A 21,116-nucleotide genomic window follows, 5' to 3' on the forward strand; every position below is an offset into this window, starting at 1 on the left:
ACCAGCTTCCTGTTCACCCCCAAAATTGAATTCTCAAAAATCATCTCTTGGAAAACGCTCATTGTGTTGCTTGGGATGGCATGCAGTGCAATCACAGCCTGGGCCTCGGAGCCCTCCGGTTTGCTTCGAAATGAAGTGCTGACTACCTGGACGACCGAGCAAGGACTACCGCAGAATTTCGTTACATCTCTTGCGCAGACGTCAGATGGCTTCCTCTGGGTGGGCACGATGAATGGTCTCGTGCGTTTTGATGGTGTGCATTTCCGCGGGTTCAGCCAGGACGGTCCTCCAGAGTTGCAGGGTTTCATCCGCGCACTTGTGAAAGACGGTGGGGATGGGCTCTGGATCGTGACAGCTTCTGGTCTTTTTCATTATGAACGCCACCACTTTGTACCAATTTTCTTCGAGCAGCGATCCCGTTATCGGATCGAGACGTTGGCGCGTTCAAACGATGGCGAGCTCTGGCTCTACTTTGAGGATAGGTTGGAGCGCACTCATGCGGACAAGCTGGTAGCTGCCTCGCTGCCTGACGATGTACACAGGATCAGCGATATGACGGAGAGCAGCGACGGCTCGCTCTGGATCGCGGACCGCGAGAATATCTTCCGTATGCGGGGGAGAGCCACCGTTGCGAAGTACAAGCTACCGGACTGCCATCTAGTTCATGCAGACCGCTTTGGGGACGTGTGGGCCGGAGATGGCCATCATCTCTTTCACTTCGAGGGCACCGGTTTTACGCAGGTCAAAAACCCTGGCCTGGGAAACTTTGTCAGTGTGACGATCGACAGCCATCACCGTCTCTGGATGGCGAGTGGAGGACTTCACGGGTTGAGTCGCAGGTCAGGAGATGAGCTGGAGACATTGACTGAAGCGGATGGCCTGGCAAGCAACGACGTTCGCACGATTCTCGAAGATCGCAACGGAGATTTCTGGCTGGGGACCATTGCGGGTCTTGAGCGTCTGCATCAGGGTATATTCACGAACTATTCCACGCTAGATAAGGTGGCCGGGAACCGAAGCCAGACAGAGTCGATCTTCGAGCAGAAGGACGGCTCCATCTGGGCCGGGACTTTGGAAGGCGGGGTCATGCGCTGGAAAGCAGGACACTGGCAACGATTCGACAAGGCGCAGGGGTTATTGCCAGGACAGGTGCGTGGTTTCATCGAGAACGGAAGCATACCGGCGATCGCAATTTCAGACTACGGGATCTTTGAACAGCGTGCTGGCAGATTTACGAAGATGCCATTGATTCCGCACGGATATGTGAGCACACCTGTTATCTCCGGCGATGGAAGTGTATGGTTTCGCATCGACAATCGAGGTCTCTTTCGATTGAAGGATGGCAAACTTACCGAGTTAGGGAGCAAGGATGGTCTCAGCGGGACACCACTGTCGTCCTTGACGGTGGATCGCGAAGGGACTCTGTGGGCCGGAGACGCAACCGGATTGCAACGCTGGAATGGCCAACGGTTCGAGCGAGCGCTTTCAACTAACGAGCCGGTCCACTGCGTCGCGTGGCCTAAGGGCGGAATAGCTGTCGGCACCCGCAACGGCATATTGCTCCGAAACGGAACGAATGGTGCGGGGCGAATGCTGACACAGAATGAAGGGTTGCCCGGCAACCTGGTGCTCGACATATTGAGCGATGACCAGAACAACCTTTGGATTGTCACTGCGAGCGCGATTGCCCGCATCACCCGAGAGATGTGGACGGCTTACGCTGACGGCAGCATTTCTCGAGTTGATCCAGAGATTTTTACGGAGACGGATGGCCTGAGAAGCCGGTATGTTCTTCCTTTGAATCAAATTACTGCCATACGGGCGCATGATGGGCGTCTCTGGTTTGCAACTATCAAGGGGCCTGCCGTTATTGACCCGCGCCTGCCGGATGTAAGACCAGCGCAGGCCGTTGTGGACAGTATCGTCGTTGACGATCTGCATCACCTAGCTGGCGATCTCACGGTAGGTCCTGGCAGGCATCGCATTACCTTCGCGTATACATCTCCTGCCACCGTCGCCCCCGAGCAGACACGGTTTCACTATCGCCTTACGGGATGGGATCACGATTGGGTCGATGCAGGCACTTCACGCGAAGTGTCGTACACTGGACTCCCTCCAGGGCGCTACAGATTCGAAGTTGTCGCCTTCAATCGTGAGGGCGGGTCAAGTAGGCTCCCGGCCCAGGCGCAGATACAGCTGCAGCCGTTCTTCTGGCAGACGAGATGGTTCCTGCTATTGGCAACCCTCGTTGTTATGGGAGCTGTCGTAGAAATCACCCGGCGATTTACTCGTCGGAGAGCGGAACGACTGAGTCTCCGTTTTCAGGAACGGGCTGCAGAACGCGAACGAATTGCGCATCAGATTCATGACACAGTAATCCAAGATCTGATTGGGGCCACCTTACAACTTGAACTCATTGGATTTGAAGTCACCGATCGTCCTGAGGCATCGCGGGGGATGTTGGTGACTCTGGCAGAACGCATGCGCGAGACGATCGTTCGCAGCCGGAACATGGTGTCGAACCTGCACTCGACCGCGGTTGCGCAATACAGCCTCGTGGAAGTGCTGCAACACTCGGAAGCCGAGTTTCGATCGGGCCCGTTGCCGATATTCGACCTGATTTGCACCGGCGAACCACGCGAGGTACATCCACTGGTTCGCGACGAAGTGTACCGTATCTGCCGCGAGGCACTCGCGAACTCATTTCGTCACGCGAATGCCGCATATGTATCAGTAGAGGTCCATTTTTTGCCCGATATGCTGGAAGTCGAAATTTCCGATGATGGAAAGGGCATGACAAAAGAGCTGCTGCAGCATGGCCGCCCAGGTCACTTTGGGCTGCGTGGGATGCAGGCGCATGCACAGCGGATCGGTGCGACGCTTCTGACGGAGAGTGAGCCAGGACAAGGAACCAACGTTATACTGCGCGTGAAGACCTACAATTCTTTCTGGCGGCGCAATGGCAAACGGAAAATCAGAAGTGGCAATAACACAGCAAGCTGAGAGCGCTCCAATCCGCGTACTTATCGTGGACGATCATCCCATGGTGCGGGAGGGACTTGCGGGCGTGCTGGAGCGGCAAAATATGAGGATCGTTGGCCTAGCCGCCACAGGAAAGCAAGCAGTCGAGATGTATTCGGACTGCCGTCCAGACGTAATGTTGCTCGATCTGCGCTTGCCGGACCAGAGTGGATTTGACGTTGTGCGCATCGTGCTTGGTACCGACCCGCAGGCACGCATCATCATTCTGAGTTCGGCGCAAGGAGATGCTTCGATCTATAACGCGATCAGCTTGGGCGTGCGCGGATACCTGCTGAAGGGCATTGATGGCACCACCTTGGGAAACCAGGTGCGTCACGTCGTGGCAGGTGGCAGTTGCCTATCGCCTGAGACCGCAGAGAAGCTTACGCAATACATCGGATCGCAAAAACTCAGCGACCGCGAGATTGAAGTCCTCGGTCTTATTTCGAAGGGTAAGAGTAACAAGGAAATTGCCGATCTCATATTCGTCACCGAAAACACAGTCAAGATGCATGTGAAGAAGATCCTCTTGAAGCTTCAGGCCAACGACCGCACCCAGGCCGTAGTGATTGCCATTCAGCGCGGCCTCCTCGACGCCTAATCCACATACCCGTTCGGGTAGTTCAAAAACTATCCTTCTGAGTTCTGTTCCCGCCTCGCTCGAGAGTGTTAAGCTTTCGCCAACTTAATCATGGGCGTTTGATCTTCTCGCTTACCCCTCTTACTCCTCCTACCCTTCTTGCCCCTCTTGCCCCTTTTGTCCCTCTTGCCCTGTCGCCAAATTCCGAGTCCCTGATTCTGCTATCGCCGAGAAGAATGAGCACTCGAGGATAAGGATTTTATCCCGAGCTATCTCATTGCCCGTTGTCCCAACTTTAATTCAGTCAATTTGTATGGAGGATGCATGAAATTTCAAAAACTTTGTAAGGGCGCAGCGACCGGTGCTCTAATTTCGCTCGCAACAATGTCATCCGCCTACGCCCAAGTGGCAGAAAATAACGTGTCAAGCGGCATTCGTTATTCGACTGACCTAGGCCCTGTGAATCCGTCTACGGAAATCAACCTCACGGTGCACCTTAAGCTCCCCAAGAAGGCTGAATTCGACAAGGCTGTCGAAGCGTTGTACGACCCTACCTCCCCGACGTTCCATAAGTGGATGACCGACGCCGATCTGAAGACCTACGGGCCAACTGATGCGCAGATCGCAATTGTTCGTAAGGAGTTGGAAAAGCAGGGGCTGACGATTTTGTCTACGGACACAAACGGCTTCACCATTCGTGTGCGCGGCGCTGCCTCAAATGTTGCTCAAGCATTCAATACTCAGATTAACCAATATCGGCATAACGGAAAGGTATTCCGTGCAAATGTTCAGAATGCGCAACTGAGCGGCGAGGCTGGACAGTACGTCTCCACCGTTGCGGGTCTGGAAAGTCATCAGGCGCATCCGCTTGTTTCGCGCGCTGTTGATCCAAAAACGAAACAGTTCTATCCCTCAACGGAGGTAACCAGCTCTACCGCCTCAGCTCTTTCAAAGAACCTAAGGGGCCTGATGACCGATCAGTGTTTATCCGCTCCCACAGCCTATAATTTCCAGTCTGGCACACCTGCAACCAACGGTGTTTACTTCGGAAACGTCTACATGCAGGGAAATCAGCTTCTTCTAATTTCATGCGACTACACCGCCGCAAGCCTGCAGGACGCGTATGGACTGACGGCTGCATATCAAAAGGGGCTCGACGGGACCGGTCAAACAATCGTTCTTGTGGAAGCCTATGGGGACACCACGATCGAGAAAGATGCCAACGTCTTCAGCGAGATCATGGGCCTGCCCACGCTTACCTCGTCGAACTTCAAAATCGTTTATCCGGAAGGTCAACCGGCCGATCCTAATGCGGGTGTCTTAACCGGCTGGAACACGGAGATTGCACTCGATGTCGATTGGGCTCATGCGATGGCTCCCGGCGCCAAAATTGTAGTTGTCGTCACAACGGGTCAGGACAGCGAAGATTTTCAGGATGCCATTCGGTACGTCGTCTCGCACAAACTTGGCAACTCTGTTTCAAATAGCTACGAGATTGACACGGACCTCATTGCCGGCTCTCTCGAACAAAAATCGTGGGACCAGACTCTCGAAGTTGCAACGGCCAAGGGTATCTCAGTCAACTTCTCGACAGGCGATAGTGGAGATGAAGGACTGGGCACACCGGTTGGTGCCGCGGGCGTACCCTCCGTTTCACCTCATGCAACCGCGGTCGGTGGAACCAGTATTCTTAACCAGGTTGGCAGCTCAACAGGAAAAATCACGACTGGCTGGGGCTCCGTCGGCAACTACCTCATGCGCGGTGGAGTTGTGCAGGATCCACCGGCCGGGAACAGCTTCTTTGTAGCTGGTTCCGGAGGCGGGGAAAGCATCTTTTTTGCCAAGCCCTCATGGCAGAAAGCTCTTCCGGGGACAGGCCGGCAAACTCCTGATGTCTCTGCGCTCGCTGATCCTTACACCGGAGTGCCTATCGCTCTTTCAGATCAATTCGGCGCAGTGTTTTTGCAGTATGGCTACGGTGGCACGAGTCTAGCGAGCCCAATTTTTTCTGCTTTCTGGGCGATAGCGAATCAGAAAGCCGGCAAACCGCTCGGGCAGGCAGCACCAGCGATTGCAGCGCTGCCGAAGGGCGACATCCAGGATGTTCTACCAACAACACCAAGCACTGTGACAAATCCTGCCGGGGTCGTGTTTGATCAGAATGGTTCTACCTACTACTCAGCAGCCGATCTCTTTAGCGGAGCTCTGGAGACCAGTACTGGATTCACTAGCGCGATTTGGCCTTTTGTAGGGGGCGACACCTGGGCTGTCATTGGCTTCGGTATCGATACCTCTCTTACGGTCACACCCGGATGGGACAATGTGACGGGATATGGCACTCCAAACGGACTTACCTTCATCAATGCGGTGGCCGCCGAGAAGTAACGCCGCATGATAGTAGGGTATGAGAAGGGCGGACCGGAGTGCTTTTCCGGGCCGCCCTTGTTTATTAGTTCGCTACGGAGATAAAGCGCCGTTCGCCATTGTGTGTATGACAACCACACGATCCTTCTGATCTAACTTGAATCACTTTCAGTGGAAGTGTTGTCGGCTTCTCGGACAAGTGGTTCCTGTAGTTCCTTGAAAACGGGTTATCGGCGACAAACTTCTCGCAAACCAGCCCAGCAACTGCTCCTGAGCTCGTGTCCGATCTCGGTGAGTGCTAAATCGCCAATGCACTTGTCGAGGGCGTCGATTGGTACCGATAAGTCGGCTTACGTAGAGTGGTCGTCACATGACGAGGAACGGGCCAGGTCGTAACTGTGGTCGCTGGTCGGGGGACAGTGTGGGGTATGTACCCGGTTCCCGAAATCTGCTATACACGCAGTTACATCCATGAAACTCCGTCCGATTGTGTTGTCCGCTGCCCTAATTGCCACTCTGCCGCTGCCGTCCCATACTCAAACTCCGGCGTCCTCCGTAGACCCGTACCGCGACGAGCCGTTTGTCTTTGAGCGGTACGACACCATTACAACAATGAAGGCCGACGGCACCGGAGACATAGTGCAGCACCTGATCGTGCGCATTCAGTCCGACGGCGTGGCGCGGCAGTTCAGCGTGTTGAATCTGTCTTACGCTTCAGCAAATTCGACCGCGACGATGGAATTCGTGCGCGTGCATAAACCGGACGGCAGCACGGTAAACACGCCAGTCGACGACGCCATGGAGATGCCGGCAGAAGTAACCCGCGAAGCGCCGATGTACTCGGACGTGAGAGAGAAACACCTCCCCGTGCGTAGTCTTGCGTCGGGCGACCGGCTCGAATATCAGTTCCACACAGTCCTTACCAAGGCGCAAGCGCCGGGACAATTCTGGGGGGCGGAGCATTTCCTGGTGCAGGGTGGCGTAGTTCTGGAACAGAGCCTAACGCTTGCCGTGCCGGAAAATACCTACGTGCAGGTTTGGAGCCCGAACCACAAGACGACGCCGGTGACGCGCGACGGAATGCATGTGTGGACGTGGACCTCGTCGCAGATCAAGGCCAGCGCGCGCGACGAGACCGGCAAGATGACCGTGGCCGAGGTGAAGGATCCGGACGAGGACGCCGACGGACGCAAGCTGCCCAGCGTGGCATGGACCACCTTCCATAGCTGGGCTGAGGTTGGCGACTGGTACCGCGGTCTGGCAGAGCAGCGCCTCCAGCCTACCGCCAGCGTGCGAGCCAAAGCCGATGAGCTGACCAAAAATGCGAAGACACCTCAGGAACAGGCAGAGGCGCTCTATCGCTTCGTTGCGACGCAGATCCGCTACATCTCGCTCTCGTTCGGTGTTGGCCGCTTCCAGCCGCATACACCCGACGAAGTGCTGGACCACGGCTACGGCGATTGCAAAGACAAGGACACTCTGTTGGAGAGCCTGCTGCGCGCGAAAGGGATGACCACGGCGCCCGTGCTGATCGGGGCGGGGATTGCGCCGGTAACGGATGTGCCATCACCCGCGGTCTTCAACCACGCCATCACGACAGTCGAATTGCCTGACGCAGCCGGCAAGCCGGAGCGAGTCTGGCTTGATTCCACCGCTGAGGTCGCACCCTTTCGCGTGCTCATGCCTGTCATCCGCGACCAGCAGGCGCTCGTCATCCCGGATAAGGCTCCGGCCGCACTTGAGAAGACTCCGGCTAAGCCGCCCTATGCCTATCACGAAGACTTTGTCGCCGAGGGCACGCTGAACAGTGACGGCCTGCTGAAGAGCCACATGGTATTGACCGCGAGATCTGACAATGAGCTGGAGTTGCGCTCCATGATGCAGCGGCTATCACCCGCTCAATGGGACGACGCGATGCAGTACCTCTCGGGGGCAATGGGGTTTGGCGGTAAGGTGAGCGGCACGGACATGCGCCAGACCGGCGCAGCTGCGCCGGTGAAAATCAGCTACGATTACAGCCGCGAGAAGTATGCTGGGTGGGAGAACAATCAATCGTTGCCTCTCTTCCCTACCGTTGAACTCACTCTTGTGAGCGAAGAGAAGGCACCCGAACACGATATCGACCTTGGCGCACCGCGTACCGCTGAGGCTCACAGTACCATGGCCCTTCCCGCGGGCTATCGTGCAGAGCTGCCCGACGCAGTTCATGTCTCCCGGGAGTTCGCAACCTACGACAAGACATATCGCTTTGTCGACGGGAAGGTCATCGCGGATCGCAAGCTGGTCGTCAAGGTGCACAAGCTGCCGCGTGACCGATGGAAAGACTACCTCGCCTTTCAGAAAGCAACTCTGGTGAACGATGGGGAGCCTTACCTGCGGCTCATTCCGCCCGATCAGCTCACGATCAGCAAGGAGAGCGCGAAGAGCACAGCCACCGCACCGGTCAAAGAGACAACGCCCGCAGCCGAGCCCTCGAACCCCTCTGACACGCGACAGCAGTTGATAGAGATCACTGCGATGCTGCAGCGAAGAGATCTGGGCGGAGCCCGCAGCCGCCTCGAAGCTTTACGCAAGAGTTCGCCGGATGCGCCTTACGTCCTGGGTATGCTTGGGGTCGTCAAGGCGAGTGACGGGGATCTTGACTCCGGCGCTCGCGATGTGGAAGCGGAGATGAAGGCACATCCCGATGACGATCCCTGGATGGTTCTCGGACTGGCCCAGGAATACAGCAACAAGCAGCGTTACAGCGATGCTGAGGGATTGCTGAACAGATACGGCGGTAGCAGCGAACGGGCTCAGCAGATGCGAGTCTATGTGTTTGGCAAACAGGGCGACTACACGCATGCGCTCGGAGTTCTGCGCGATCTGCAGGCGCGCCAGCCTGAAGACCGCGCGGTGGCCACGCAGGTGGCAAGCACGCTGTACGAACTACATCGCAACGAAGAAGCCGCCATGTCCGCGAAGAAGGCGATGGACGGTAGCGATGATCCGGATGTCATCAACAATAACGTCTACGTGCTGTCGGAGACGAAGATCGATCTGCCGTTCGCGGAGACGCAGTCGCGGCGTTCGGTCGATCTGCTGGAAAAGGCGACGGCCTCACACGTTTTGGAAGAAGCGAATACGAAGGCCTTTGCCGATTCGGCTAACCTCACAGCCTCGTGGGACACGCTGGGCTACATTCTGCTGCTGGAGAGCAAACCGAAGGAGGCCGAGCCGTACCTGCGCGCGGCATGGTTCTCACAGCAAAACGTAATCGTCGGCAATCACCTGGCGCAGGCCTTCGAGGGTCTGGACCGCAGTGCAGATGCGCTATGGATGTACCGGCTTGCAAAGCAGACGGAGCATGCGGCCGATGCGAAGCAGGACTTTGCCGAAGTGGCTGCGGCCATTGCGCGCCTTGAGAAGGCCGGGGTCAAGGCGGCCAGCGACGAGCACTTTGCAACGTCGATGCAGGACTTTCGCAGCTACCACGTGAAGAATGGCGCGGGTGCGGAGGGTGGCGGCACGGTACGTCTCCAGTTGGACGCCGATGGTATCGCGGCAGCTATGCTCGTCTCCGGTGATGCAAAACTGAAGCCCCTGCTGGACGAGGCGAAGTCGCTGCCACTGCCCGGCGCGGAGCCAGCCGGATCGTCTGCGCGTGTGCTGCGCGATGCGGTTGTGTACTGCGGTAAGAAGAGCTCGACCTGCGATTTGGTGTTTATGCTCAACTCTGGTATCGCAGTGGAAGGCGCGTCAGAGTAGATTCGCCACGTGCTTTCATGTCGTCGTGGTTCCTTCGTGGAAACTTGGCCCTGACGCCGTGTGGCTCCAGGTGACGAGTCGGCGTCGATTGCGGCAGGCATGTCTCCGCTAGACCTGGGTACTGACCTCTTCGCGTTTCAGGTCCCTCATTCCAGCCCTTCTCATCTGCCTTCTTATTCTGATGTGCCTAGTAACCGAACTCACATTTCCTGGCAGTCCTGAAAAAGAGGTCCACTCGTGAGCGAAATTTTATGGCTGCACGAGCCTTGCTTTGACTTTGTGGAGAGCCTCCGCTGCCCAGGATTGTAGAGACTCCTGCCCGTCTGGGGGACCGTGATCCGATGCAATCTCCTGGAGAGGTACTAATGCCGCTCTTGTACCGTGTTCCCCAAGGGCACCTGCCGCGTTCTGCCGCTTCCATAAGGGTGCTGACGCATCAAGCAAAACCGAGATGACAACTGGCTCAAGGCTCGATTGTCCCTCAAACAACATCGCCACTGCGAGGTCTCTTTGAAGAGGAACGGAAACGCGTGAGGACAACCTCAAACATTCGGCTATTCCTTCCTGAGCGCCAAGATAGCCCATCAAGTAATCGATGTAGCTGAGGTCGCGGCTGCCGAACTGGATAAAAGCTCCCTCAAGCTCACGAACAACAATAGCTTGCACTGTTTGTGAACCTTCGCCGGAGGGGAGATCAGGTGCTGGGTCCGCGAGATGAATAGCAGTAGCGTATATCGGGACAGTTACCTCATATTGATCGGAATCTTTTGTAGGCTTGAGAAAGAGCAGATTACGCCCCTCGCTCACGAAACCCGTTGGGGGTCCGCTGTATCCATACCCGCCAGAAATGTTTTTAAGAGCCACGATGTCAAAACCGAGAACGCGAACTTCCGCATTGGCGGAGAGTCGTCCCTTGAGACATCTCTCGATGATGACTTGTGTTGCAAGTTCGTCACGGTCGCTTCCGTCTATCTGCTGAACACGGCCCGTCCGACCAGGAGAGGCTGCGTGCCCTACACAGACCAGATCCGAGGCATCCGAGCGTTGTTGGATGCTCCGCATATATTGCGCAGGAAGATAGTTGGGCGCAGCGATCGCCAGCAAGCTCGCGAACACTCCAGTCGCAACTCGCGTGAAATTCATATTGAATTCGACACCGCTGAACACGATTAAGTTTCCAATCAATCCCTGAAAGCGGGGTTATCGGCAACTTCAACCGAACTTGCCGACAAGCGGACTTCAGAGATCTCCAGTGAACAGAAACCCGTGACCTTTCACAGGGCCACGGGTCTCTGAGTCACGATTGCGAGACTAAAGAATCCAGACTAGAAAGCCTCACCGAAACGAATCAGCATGTAGCGTCACCATTCGAGTAGGAGAGCAACTGCTGGCTAGCGGGAACAGAGAAAGGCCAGTTCAACTCCTAGCCGAATGTTGAAAACGCGGTACTGCTCCGTACCAGCCCGACGCGACGGTATTGACTATGACCGATCAAAGCGTCCTGCGGTCCTAATCATCGCGGCGCGTGGGAGGACGATATTGCTTGGCTGGGTCGAAAGAAACTTGCATTCATTCCGTTGTCTCGGACAGACATTCAGCCTCCGGACGTCATACCGCCCGACTGGTCCGATCAGATCATGCAACGGCTGTTTTACGACCCGCCGACAAACTCGACAACCGGCGCACCGATCGCCGGCGTCGACCGGTCCGTCCGCGCCTACTTCCACACCGTATCTTCCGGACTGGCGGATTTCGACGTCATCGTGCTCCCTGCGCAAACCATCGCGGGACAGAACGTTCTACCCGACGCTCTTGAAGCGACGATGGGCGCCCAACTGAGATCCGAGGGCTTTGTCGGCGCGGCGATCGTGATGCTGGGTGGGCCGGGCGGCGGTTCGACCGCTCAGCTTTCGAACTTTGCCTGGTCTCGTTTTTGCATGTCGGATAATCTCGGCAACTGGGTGGGTGAACTCCTGCACCAGACGAACCTGTGCGATCTTCCCGACCTGTTCGATTTTGCCGGAGACTATCCGTCCGGCGATAACATGGGTCCCTTTGACCAGGAGGCTGGCTATGAAGCCACCCACATCTCGGCATGGACGAAACGCGCTGTGGGATGGCTGGACCCTTCGACTGTTGCGATGCACCCCGGCGGAGTTGCTACCTATACGCTGCAGTCGGCCAGCCTTATCCAACCGCCCCCTTCCGGGAGAGTAGCCGCTATCCAGATCGGCGCTGCGGTGCCTTACCTAATGGTTGAAGCACGCCTGCGGGCCGACCAGTTCGACATCAACATTCCCAACGAAGGCGCTATCGTCTACCGCGTCCAGACATCAGACCCGCTGGGGAATGCGCAGAACAACGCCGCGCCTCTTGCCCTGCTCACGAAAACCGCTCTCCCCGCAGGACAGTCATTCACGACAGACGGCGTTACGATCAATGTTGGCGGCGCCGTGCTGGGGGGTGCCTTCTCCGTCCAGGTCGAGACCATCGCGAGTGGGCAGTTGCTGTCCTACGGGGATGCCGGCACTGCGGGGAATGTTTCCGACCCGGTGGTCGTCGGCTTCGGCGGATGGCTGGCCTTTCAGTTTCTCTTCGCCGGCAAAGATGTGTCAGGCAACAACCGCATCTATGCGGTCAACCAGAGCGGGCAGTTGCTGTCCTACGGGGATGCCGGAACCCTGGGGAATGTTTCGGATCCGGCGATCGTCGGATTCGGCGGATGGCAGGCTTTCCAGTTCCTCTTCGCGGGCAAAGATGTGCGAGGCAACAATCGCATCTATGCGGTCAACCAGAGCGGGCAGCTGCTGTCCTACGGGGATGCCGGAACTCCAGGGAATGTCTCGGACCCGGTGATCGTCGGCCTCGGTGGATGGCAGGGCTTCAAGTTTCTCTTCGCTGGCGCGAATGTGTCCGGCGAAAACCGGATCTACGCGGTCAACCAAGCCGGGCAGTTGCTGTCCTACGGGGATGCCGGAACTCCGGGGAATGTTTCGGATCCGATGATCGTAGGCCTCGGTGGATGGCAGGACTTTCAGTTTCTGTTCGCCGGCAAAGATGTGTCCGGTAACAACCGCATTTATGCGGTCAACCAGAGCGGACAGTTACTGTCTTACGGTGACGCCGGAACTCCGGGGAATGTTTCGGCTCCGGTGATCGTCGGCTTTGGTGGATGGCAGGCTTTCAAGTTTCTCTTCGCTGGCGCTAATCTGTCCGGCGGTAACCGCATCTACGCTGTGGTTTCCTAGCTGGCACTTTGCGCCCGATTGACCTGCTACGTCGGACTAATCTATTGCCCGACTCATACGGTTTCATCGCATGAGTGGGCTTTCGAGCGAAGCTCGAACCGACACGAAAGTGGTCGCTGACCCGGACGAATCAGCGGTCCTTTTGAAACACAAAACTACTTCGGAAGTATCGTAAGAGCTGTCTGAGGAGCGGACCGTATAACTGACAGCGGCAGCTTGGTATGAGTTGTAGCCAAGTTATCCGGCAGCGCAGCTATCCACGCGTTCATCGAGACATCAATGAACTGAGGAGCAGCTAACATCTCAAGAAAGACCAGGTCTTCTGTCCCCGTATTCTCGACGTAATGGGTAGCCATAATTGGCACGAAGCCTACATCGTTCGCAGAAAAATCCATGGTCCGCGCTGCAGCTCCAGTGGTGGCGATCGTCATGCGCCCTTTGCCATGAATGTAGTACTGCCACTCGTCAGAGTGGGGATGCCAATGAACCTCCCTCAGTCCACCTGGCTTCAGCGTTACCTGCGCGGCGCACAGCTTCTTGGCTACCGGAAACTTATCGACATCGACGATCTTGACGCTACCTCCGGCCCTCACAGGATCCGGGCGCTGCTCACTGAGCTTGTACGTATATTTGTTCACCGTCTCGAGCTTATCGCCCAAAGCTCGCTTCTGCTCTTCAAGCGACGGCGGTTGGGTTCCCTCAAAGATATAAAGTTGCGTCTGCGGCAGCATGTTGAAGCTCTCGCGCGACCAGCCCATGTTCTTCTGAATCACCTCCGGCGGAAGGTGAACCAGCGACTCCGAGATGAGGAACGTATCTGCCTCCGAGAATGCGCCGTCGTTGAACACCAGCAGAAACTCCGTGCCCTGCGGTCCGATTGCCTGCAGCGAATGCGGAAATCCGGCCGGAAAATACCAAAGATCGCCAGGCCCGACGTCATCGATATAGAGCTTGCCGTCCGGTTGCAGAATTGTGATGCGCGTCGTCCCGATAAGTACGATCGCCCACTCATCCGACGTGTGCCAATGCAATTCACGAAGCGAATTCGCAGTGAGGCGCATACTGACCCCGGCAATGCTCTTGCTGGTAGGCAACTCGCGGACCGTCACCTGATCCGTCCAGCCACCGTTTTGCACTCTGCGTGAAGCGAGATCGAAGGAGTACCAGATCGGGCCCATATTCCCGTGGTCGGTAAAAGGTGGCATATGGGAGTTGGGATTCTCGTCAATCAGTGGTTGATTTGCCGGCCCAGGGTCGCTGGCCTAATCGCCCTGACGCCCTGCTAGTAGTTCCTCACGCGTCTGCGCTGTAGCAGTCAGTGTCGCCACTCCTGCTCCCGCTAAAGCCGCCGTTGTCATAAAGGCACGACGCGATACGTGTGCAATGGGGTCGAAGGTGTTCTCAGTCGAGGCGGGCGAATCGGTTGGAATCAGTTCGGTCTTTGCGTTCATCTCTTCTCCTTGCTCTCGTAGTCGGTGAAGCGGCCGACAGCTGGCGAGTATCGCAAGCTCCGAGGGCGGGCCGAAGCATCAAAATCCGGGAGACGTGGATACCTTGCTGGTGTGTACTCAGGCCGGCCGTCACTAGCTTCGCTAGAAATGAGTTTTACGTTTGTTTTTTTTGCGTCAGTGACGCTTGTGACGACAACCGCAGTGTTCCTCAAGACACGCGATACCACACGCCCCACAAGAGATACGAACAGATCACCCTTTCGAGGGGGTACTTATCTCCCACTCAATCTCGGTGCCCATTAGGGGAGTTTCATCGCATGAGTGGGCATTCGAGTAAAGCTCGAACCGCTTTCCCTCACCCTCAGAACCAACGTCCTCCTCCGCCTGCACCAAAACGACTGTGCTAAATTTCTAGATCTCCACACAAAGGGCTCCGGGCCACGACATGAAGTTTGTCAGGAGGTCCCATGAAACGACGCACCTTTCTGCTTGCGACTCTGTTCCTTTTAATTCTCCCAGCAACATGGAGCCAGCAGCTTGGCAAAAGGATCACCAACAAAGATGTCATCGACATGGTGGGCCTCGGCCTCTCCGACGACATCATCATCGCTAAAATTCGCTCCGCCGCTGCGGGAGGAACCCTGCAGTTCGACACTAGCGTCGATGGCCTCAAGGAACTCAAGGCCGCCAAGGTCTCTGACGAAGTGATCAAGGTGATGATTAATCCCGCTCCCCCCGCTGCCCCAGTCGTCGTCGCCGCCACTCCCATCTCGAACGACCCTGGCCTCCCACCCCCGGAGGTTGGCGTCTACTGGAAGAACAGCAACGCATTCGTTCTCATCGAGGGACAGGCAATCAGCCAGGCAAAGGTCGGCGGCAAGGCCGGCAGCATGTTTACCTACGGCATGCGCAACGAACATTGGGACGCCTACCTGAACGGCCCGCAATCGAAGAACGTCATCAATGACCGGCAGCCCGTCTTCTTTCTCTACGTCCCTGATGGTGCCAGCGCATCCGACTTCGTCCTGATCATCCTCGAAAAGAAAGGGAACCGCAGGGAATTTCAGATAGGAAGCTTCGGCGGTATCACTGGCGGCAAATCAGGCGTCAAGCGGGACAAGGAGGTCGCCTTCACCGCGGAGCACGCAGGAATCAGGACCTACAAGATCAAGCTCGACGCAGCCATCAAGCCAGGAGAATACGCCTTCTTCATGGGCACAGGCCAGCAGGCAACCATGGCCGGGGGTTCCACAGGAGGAGCCAGGTCGGGTGGCGCCGCCGCCGGAAGGGTCTACGATTTCAGAATTCCGGAGTGACCCGGGAACTCTTGCCGGGTGCCCCATATCTCGATTCTGAAGTGTGGGCCTTCGAGCAAAGCTCGAAGGCCCACATCCTGAACCAGCCAGCGCTCGTTCCCAAAAATAAATTCAGAATCCGTGTCACATCTTTCATCGCCACAAACGGTGACTGCTTAATCACCACATCCACCACGCAAAAACACCACAACCACACCACAAAACCACCACATCAAAACACTCCAATTTCTCAAAAACCAATAGGTTGAGATTGGCTTGACGCAGTTGCGTCAGACGCATAATTGATATAAGCACTATGCATTGGACTTATAGCTCGTGCGGTCGTCATATGGGTCACAGGCGCTGCGGAAAGCGGCCGCAAAGGAGAATGTCATGGCAAAGATTGCAATCGTAACGGGAGCGTCACGCGGGATCGGCAGAGAGATTGCCAAGCGCTTGGCGAAGGATGGCTTTTCAGTCGTCGTCAACTGCGCGTCAACCGTGCGGCGCTGCCGATACTTCGCAAGCAAGGCATCGGCCTCGTTCTTTGGATCGGAAGCACCAGCACTCGCGGTGGCACGCCTCCGTATCTTGCACCGTACTTTGCGGCTAAGGCCGGTATGGACGCGCTTGCCGTGAGCTATGCGGGAGAACTTGCTCGTTGGAACATCGAGACTTCCATCATCGTTCCCGGCGCCTACACTTCGGGCACAAATCACTTTGCCCATGCGGGCCATCCGGAAGACCAGGCACGGCTAGCTGAGTATGAAAATGGGCCGACAACAGGACTCGACAGGGAGATCATGACCGGCTTACAGAGTGTTTCGCCTGCTGGCGCCGATGTGATCGAGGTCGCGAAAGCAGTTGTGCAGGTGGTAGACCTGCCTTTTGGCACTCGCCCTTCCGCGTACATATCGACTCCGCGGATGACGGCGCTCACGTCGTCAACGCCGTTGCCGACCGGATTCGCGTGGAGTTCTTTCACAACATCGGCCTAAAGGATTTGCTAAAGCCGTCCAGCGCATCGAGCAGCAAATCTTGAGCGGAAAGCCAACTGGTTTGGGCACGAGCAGCCGGGACCAATTGCAGGATATGGCTAGCCACAACCATCTGAAAGCTTCGCACTTTTTCAAGGGAGCAGTTGTGGCTGGATCGTCTGCATCGGCAGGAGGAACAAATGTCATATCGCTACAGAATCACGATTGAAACACTCGGCTCTCGGACCTCGCATGGCGAGGATGAGGCGAGTTTGCAGTTCTGCACCGACAATCACGACAACTTACTTGAGATTGTGGAGGCAATTCGATCGAAACGCCTGCTCGACAAGGACAAGTCTGCATCGTTGGCGATCGGCCTCAAACTTTTCAGCGAGGTCATTCTTGAAATGAGAAAAAACCAGATGTTCGCACCGCTTGTGCTTCCGATTCGCAACTTCATTGAGCAACTGAAGCGTGTGAAGGTCGAAGACAGAACTGGCAGGCCCTAACCGTGCTGCTCGTGGCTGACAAAAAGAACAGTTATACAAGTATTAAATTGCATCGACGGCAGAAAAGGCCTTTCTAACCATCTGCCGGTACCTCTATTGTGACCTTAGCACGACAGACGTTGAGACGATGCCAATGCTCGTCAGCCACAACCGTGGCCTGACTATCGGCATCTGGGCAATGTGCAAGCTACGTAGCAAATCTCAAACGGGGTATATGCATAAGCCTTCTCCGTCCGATTTCTTAAGAAGTAACGCGCTTGCTCGCGAGTGAGCCAGTTTCCCGCTCGCGAGCCGAGTTGCTTGACGCCCTGACTCGTCGAATCCCAGCAGCAAGTTCCGGAGTCAACAGGCCTGAATCCGCCGCTTCGTAGGCGAACCGCCTCACCGCGGCGAGTCTCTGATTGATCGTTCCTGCGGCCAATCCGAACGCCTCTAAGTGGAGTCGAAACCGCAGAACGACGGTTCGATTCAATGCCAATCTCGCTTCGGAACAATACCAGGTGATGATTGCTCCATTGCGAACCTATAGTTGCGTCTTGAGCGTGGGGAACTCAGGCTATTCAATACTGAGGATTTTGCGTGATCGAGACCCGGCAGGCGTAGACGATCTTTCGGGAAGCCGGCTTCTTGATCCTTTTGGGCATACGAGCGGCCTCCTGCGCCGCAGACATGCCCAACACTTTATGCGGTCTTACGCGCCAAAACATATGGGGCTCAATGAGTGCAAAGGTGATTTTGCGTCATTTAAGAAACTAGAACCTAATGAGCACCACGCGAGCGAAAAGTCGATTCATCCTCATAAGTGCGTCCCACTATCGTGGCGGTTCCTCTATATCCATACGATTTTTTTGAACGTCGTGACTGGTGCTATGTGGCTACTGAGGCAAGAGTCTCGGTCTCAATCTCCAAGTTGTTCTTGGCCGATTGGATGTTTAATCCGTTCGCACTACTCTGGCAAACTGTCGCCTTCCTCTTCAACATCGTCCATAGGGTACGGTAGATCTTCTCAACTGCTGGCCGGCGATAGTCCCAGCGCGGATCCTTCTCCGGAACCAGCACTGCCATCGTCGCATTCGCTTCAAACAGCAGAACCTCTCCTTTTTCACTCAGTCCGAAGTCGATCCCGCCGTAGTCAAGGCGAAGCGTCTCCTGAATTTGCTGCAGGGCCGCCATGGCACATTCGCCCAGAACCCCGCGTATGTCTGTCAGGAAATCAGCATCCTCCGCCCGATGCTCGGGAAAATCGGCCATATCGGCGCTGAAGTAATGGATCTTCCAGTCGCCGGAGATGGCAACGTGCAGCGGATAGATTTGTCCGTCGATCATCATCACGCGGTATTTGCGCGATTTACCATCGGCCCCACGTGCGTCGAGGTACTGAATCACGAACAGGTCGTCTCCCGGAAGCTCACTCACCGCAGCCGGCAACTCCTCGAGCGTTTCAACCCGTATGAAGTTCTCCCCACCGTGAAAGCCTGGCGTGCGCAAGAGAAGGGGAAAGCGAAAGTCGAGCGAAGCCAGCGTCGCTGCGGCTTGTGGAGCCAAAAGCTGCTCTCGCGAGAGAGTTCTGGTCCGCGCCGTCACCACACCCGGGACATCAGACAGACGTTGAGCGATCTCGCACCGCCCCGTCGCCAACACAAACTCCGGGTGATTTATTACCGGAGCGTCGGTGTGCGCCACCACGGAAAGTGCGCCGGCCAAGGCCGCTGCCGCTCCATCAGCCTCTCCAATCGCGTTGACCACCAGTTGATGAGGAGGCAGAACCGTCTTTGGATCATAAAATTCAGTTGTAATCAGAATGCGTTGGAACGCACGGTCGCTCAGAAAATCGTCTGTGCGGATGTTGCCTCCAGTTGTCGAGACCAGCTCTAAAACCGTGATCGGTGGCTGCTCCCCGCGATACGGCGTAATCACGACGCAGCGATTCTGGAACGCCTTGTTGCGGTGCCAAGTGGCGCGCTCGGGATCTCCAAGTTGATCGAGTATGAAGCACAGGCCCGCGTGAGCGGGACGATAGTTCTGATCGACCCGCAGCGCCTGTTCGAATTGTTCGCGCGCGGCTTCGCGTTCTCCGTTCTTGAAGAGGAGATTTCCCAGGTTTGCCCGGCAAGACGGACGATCGGGGTGGTAGCCCACCGCCAGCTCATAGAGACGCCGGGCCTCGGGAATTTCGCGCGACTTCAGAAGCAGATTCCCCAAGTTGTTCAGCGCGCCGAGGTGCGACGGTTCGTGATCAAGCAGGTCTCGATATGCGTCGCGAGCCTCCTGCAGGTGGCCCGTCTGTTCCAGGAAGCAAGCTCGTTGAAACATAAGCGTAATCGACTCGGGTTCGACTGAAAGACGCGCCTCCACATGCTGCAACGCCACCTGCATGCCGGTGTGCTGCCGCGCCTCCGGAGTCTCTTCCATCTCGAGCGCCCCAGCCCGTGGGCTTTGCTCGTTCTGCAGCGCTCGTCCCAAGGCCAAGGTCTCGGTAAGAAGGGTTCGTATTTCACTACGACTCGTGCGATGGTTCACAATCGCCGCACGTATCGCCAACGCGCCCTTCATTCTAGTTGTCGAAGGTGCCACACTGCCGCACTCTTGCAAATTAACGACAATCTGCGCGTTGATGCGGTCCGAATCCTCGGTTCGATAACGAAAGCACACGATGTTTAATTCCACCGGAGCCAGTAGTTCAAGCTCCGCTCTTTCGGCGATGAGGCTTTCGAGATAACTTGCTAGCTCGCAGGTTTGAGAGATCACCGCGCCCAGCGTTTGGATTCCGTGAACCTTCAGTGTGAACCAGGTTTTCAATGCGTGGAAGCCGCGTGAGAGATCGGGTCCGAAGTCGCAGGGCCACGGCGCACCCGCAGCCAGACCGCGCACCTCGCGCTTCAGGTACGCAGGCGACGACTCGAAAGACTGCTGATGAAGCTGCCCGTCTCGCACCAGGATAAAGCCGGCGTCGTAGGGGACGTGTCCCCATTTGTGAAAGTCAAAAGCAAGCGAGTCCGCGCGTTCGATTCCTCGAAGGCGCGGCGCAATGTCGGCAGCCAGCATCCCCAGCGCACCGTAAGCTCCGTCCACATGAAACCATAACTTCTCACGTTGACAGAGATCGGCCAACGCGGCAAGATCATCGATCGCCCCAGTGTCCACCGTACCGGCGCTCCCAACTACCAGGAAGGGGGTGAAGCCATCTCGGCGGTCGTTGTGAATCGCCTGCTGGAGAGCTTCAACGTCAATCCGATGACGGCTGTCTGTCGCGATCTTCCGCAACGCATCGCTTCCCACACCGGCGATATCCATCGCCTTGGCAATGCACCCATGCACGGCAGAGGAGCCATATGCGGCTAAACGCCTGGAGTTGGCAGCGACGCCATCTCTGCGCACCTGAAAACCTAGCTCTGTGTCCCGGGCGATGACCACCGCGATCAGGTTCGCCATCGAGGTCCCAGTGACGAAGAGCCCTGTCGCTCCCTCGGGAAATCCGAAGATCTCGCGCACCCAGTTCACAACCTGGCGTTCGACCTCAACGGGGGCGTGATCGCGACCGCCAAGGTTAGCGTTTAGGCCAGCAGCCAGCATCTCCGCCAGCATCCCCACCGGTGTCCCTCCGCCATGCACCCACCCCATAAAGCCCGGGTGGACGTTTCCTGCTGCGAAGGGCACAATATGCTGCATAAACTCTTCATGCACTCGGTCAAGATCCATCGGGAGAACAGGAACGCCCTTGCGAAACCAGGTCCGGACGGCCGTCGGGATAGGTTGCCATACAGGACGTTTACGAACGTTCTCGAGGTAGTCGACCATGTCATCCAGCATCTCGTGCGCCTGCCTGCGAAATACTTTCCAGTTCGAAGGGTCCAGCGTTATCGGCGCATCCGCTGCTGAATCTATACTCTGGTTTTCTGTACCCATTACTTGCGACATCCAGTC

The 21,116-nt window shown here is 56.5% G+C and carries 12 protein-coding genes and 2 pseudogenes; 9 read left to right on the forward strand and 5 right to left on the reverse strand.

Annotated elements, in window-relative coordinates; translation table 11 throughout:
* Window positions 1-120 precede the first annotated feature (120 nt).
* From RBB77_RS22155 to RBB77_RS22170, 4 genes are all read left to right on the forward strand, one after another.
* Window positions 121-3,003: a sensor histidine kinase gene (locus RBB77_RS22155; protein WP_353063874.1), complete on the forward strand. Its 2,883-nt coding sequence runs from the start codon at window positions 121-123 to the stop codon at window positions 3,001-3,003.
* Window positions 2,981-3,622, forward strand: coding sequence for a response regulator transcription factor (locus RBB77_RS22160; RefSeq protein ID WP_353063875.1), 642 nt, complete (start codon window positions 2,981-2,983; stop codon window positions 3,620-3,622). Before RBB77_RS22155 ends, RBB77_RS22160 begins: the two co-directional genes overlap by 23 nt.
* A 303-nt stretch (window positions 3,623-3,925) precedes the next feature.
* Entirely contained in the window at window positions 3,926-5,986 is a 2,061-nt protein-coding gene (locus tag RBB77_RS22165) for a S53 family peptidase (protein ID WP_353063876.1), read from the forward strand.
* A 450-nt stretch (window positions 5,987-6,436) separates the two neighbouring features.
* The gene (locus RBB77_RS22170; protein WP_353063877.1) at window positions 6,437-9,712 is read left to right on the forward strand and encodes a DUF3857 domain-containing protein; all 3,276 of its coding nucleotides are present in this window, start codon (window positions 6,437-6,439) and stop codon (window positions 9,710-9,712) included.
* Between the two features lie 249 nt (window positions 9,713-9,961).
* Here the strand turns inward: RBB77_RS22170 and RBB77_RS22175 are convergent, their stop codons facing one another.
* The gene (locus RBB77_RS22175; protein ID WP_353063878.1) at window positions 9,962-10,855 is read right to left on the reverse strand and encodes a hypothetical protein; all 894 of its coding nucleotides are present in this window, start codon (window positions 10,853-10,855) and stop codon (window positions 9,962-9,964) included.
* Window positions 10,856-11,289: 434 nt separating this feature from the next.
* On the opposite strand from RBB77_RS22175, the gene RBB77_RS22180 reads away from it, so the two are divergent.
* Window positions 11,290-12,960: a tachylectin-related carbohydrate-binding protein gene (locus tag RBB77_RS22180; protein ID WP_353063879.1), complete on the forward strand. Its 1,671-nt coding sequence runs from the start codon at window positions 11,290-11,292 to the stop codon at window positions 12,958-12,960.
* 155 nt (window positions 12,961-13,115) lie between these two features.
* Here the strand turns inward: RBB77_RS22180 and RBB77_RS22185 are convergent.
* Both RBB77_RS22185 and RBB77_RS22190 read right to left on the reverse strand, forming a co-directional pair.
* Window positions 13,116-14,210: pseudogene (locus tag RBB77_RS22185) on the reverse strand (cupin domain-containing protein); the annotation flags it as partial.
* Between the two features lie 12 nt (window positions 14,211-14,222).
* Window positions 14,223-14,411, reverse strand: coding sequence for a twin-arginine translocation signal domain-containing protein (locus RBB77_RS22190; RefSeq protein WP_353063880.1), 189 nt, complete (start codon window positions 14,409-14,411; stop codon window positions 14,223-14,225).
* Window positions 14,412-14,878: 467 nt separating this feature from the next.
* Here RBB77_RS22190 and RBB77_RS22195 point away from each other — a divergent pair, with 467 nt between their 5' ends.
* The 4 genes and pseudogenes from RBB77_RS22195 (at window position 14,879) to RBB77_RS22210 (ending at window position 17,192) form a co-directional block, all read left to right on the forward strand.
* On the forward strand, window positions 14,879-15,727 hold the full coding sequence (locus RBB77_RS22195) for a hypothetical protein (protein ID WP_353063881.1): 849 nt from the start codon (window positions 14,879-14,881) through the stop codon (window positions 15,725-15,727).
* A gap of 372 nt (window positions 15,728-16,099) precedes the next feature.
* Window positions 16,100-16,202 (forward strand): annotated as a pseudogene (locus RBB77_RS22200) (SDR family NAD(P)-dependent oxidoreductase); the annotation flags it as partial.
* A gap of 55 nt (window positions 16,203-16,257) precedes the next feature.
* A complete protein-coding gene (locus RBB77_RS22205; protein ID WP_353067691.1) occupies window positions 16,258-16,704 on the forward strand; it encodes a hypothetical protein in 447 nt (148 codons plus the stop codon).
* A gap of 179 nt (window positions 16,705-16,883) precedes the next feature.
* Complete coding sequence (locus tag RBB77_RS22210) at window positions 16,884-17,192, forward strand: DUF3861 domain-containing protein (RefSeq protein WP_353063882.1); 309 nt, start codon at window positions 16,884-16,886, stop codon at window positions 17,190-17,192.
* Between the two features lie 241 nt (window positions 17,193-17,433).
* Here the strand turns inward: RBB77_RS22210 and RBB77_RS22215 are convergent, their stop codons facing one another.
* A complete protein-coding gene (locus tag RBB77_RS22215) occupies window positions 17,434-17,670 on the reverse strand; it encodes a hypothetical protein (RefSeq protein ID WP_353063883.1) in 237 nt (78 codons plus the stop codon).
* Between the two features lie 389 nt (window positions 17,671-18,059).
* Complete coding sequence (locus RBB77_RS22220; RefSeq protein ID WP_353063884.1) at window positions 18,060-21,110, reverse strand: pyridoxal-dependent decarboxylase; 3,051 nt, start codon at window positions 21,108-21,110, stop codon at window positions 18,060-18,062.
* Window positions 21,111-21,116: the final 6 nt, after the last annotated feature.

The organism is Tunturibacter psychrotolerans (genome assembly GCF_040359615.1).
GTDB classification, from domain to species: domain Bacteria; phylum Acidobacteriota; class Terriglobia; order Terriglobales; family Acidobacteriaceae; genus Edaphobacter; species Edaphobacter psychrotolerans.

Coding starts and splice junctions, on each gene's coding strand:
- RBB77_RS22165 (WP_353063876.1), top strand. CDS start 3,926: ATGAAATTTCAAAAACTTTGTAAGGGCGCAGCGACCGGTGCTCTAATT.
- RBB77_RS22170 (WP_353063877.1), top strand. CDS start 6,437: ATGAAACTCCGTCCGATTGTGTTGTCCGCTGCCCTAATTGCCACTCTG.
- RBB77_RS22175 (WP_353063878.1), bottom strand. CDS start 10,855: ATGAATTTCACGCGAGTTGCGACTGGAGTGTTCGCGAGCTTGCTGGCG.
- RBB77_RS22190 (WP_353063880.1), bottom strand. CDS start 14,411: ATGAACGCAAAGACCGAACTGATTCCAACCGATTCGCCCGCCTCGACT.
- RBB77_RS22195 (WP_353063881.1), top strand. CDS start 14,879: ATGAAACGACGCACCTTTCTGCTTGCGACTCTGTTCCTTTTAATTCTC.
- RBB77_RS22210 (WP_353063882.1), top strand. CDS start 16,884: ATGTCATATCGCTACAGAATCACGATTGAAACACTCGGCTCTCGGACC.
- RBB77_RS22220 (WP_353063884.1), bottom strand. CDS start 21,110: ATGTCGCAAGTAATGGGTACAGAAAACCAGAGTATAGATTCAGCAGCG.